The following is a 390-nucleotide window of genomic DNA, read 5'->3' as shown; positions in this document are numbered from 1 at the left end:
GTTTTCGTGTGCGCAGCCTTGATCTCGGCAATGCCGGCGCGCAATTCCCCGAGCCCGGCGACAACAGCGGTGCGAAACGCCTCTCGCTTCGATTTGAAGTGACCGTAAAACGCGCCATTGGTGACACCCGCCGCCTTGGTCAGGCCCTCGATGCCTGATCCGCCGTAACCTTCCCTGCGGAAAAGCCTGCCGGCGGCATCGATGATGCGCGTCCGTGTCTCCTGACTGTGTTCAGCGCTGTAGCGCATTGCTGTCCTCGCATTAGAGAGTGAGCGCTCTTTTATTCTTGCATAGAGAGCGGTCGGTATGTATGAATAAAGAGCGATCACTATATAACGATTGCTCGTTCCAATTCAAACTGGAGATAGACGATGCCGATAACACTGACTG

1 protein-coding gene is annotated in these 390 nt (G+C 55.4%); it reads right to left on the bottom strand.

The features are described from left to right. The coding region (locus tag AC1D0P_RS31340) for a TetR/AcrR family transcriptional regulator (RefSeq protein WP_477680288.1) at positions 1–248 on the bottom strand (248 nt) is incomplete at its 3' end. Positions 249–390: the final 142 nt, after the last annotated feature.

Source organism: Polaromonas sp. P1_G2 (assembly GCF_056405515.1).
The sequence above is the reverse complement of the archived record's forward strand: the minus strand, read 5'-3'. Positions and strand labels throughout refer to the sequence as shown.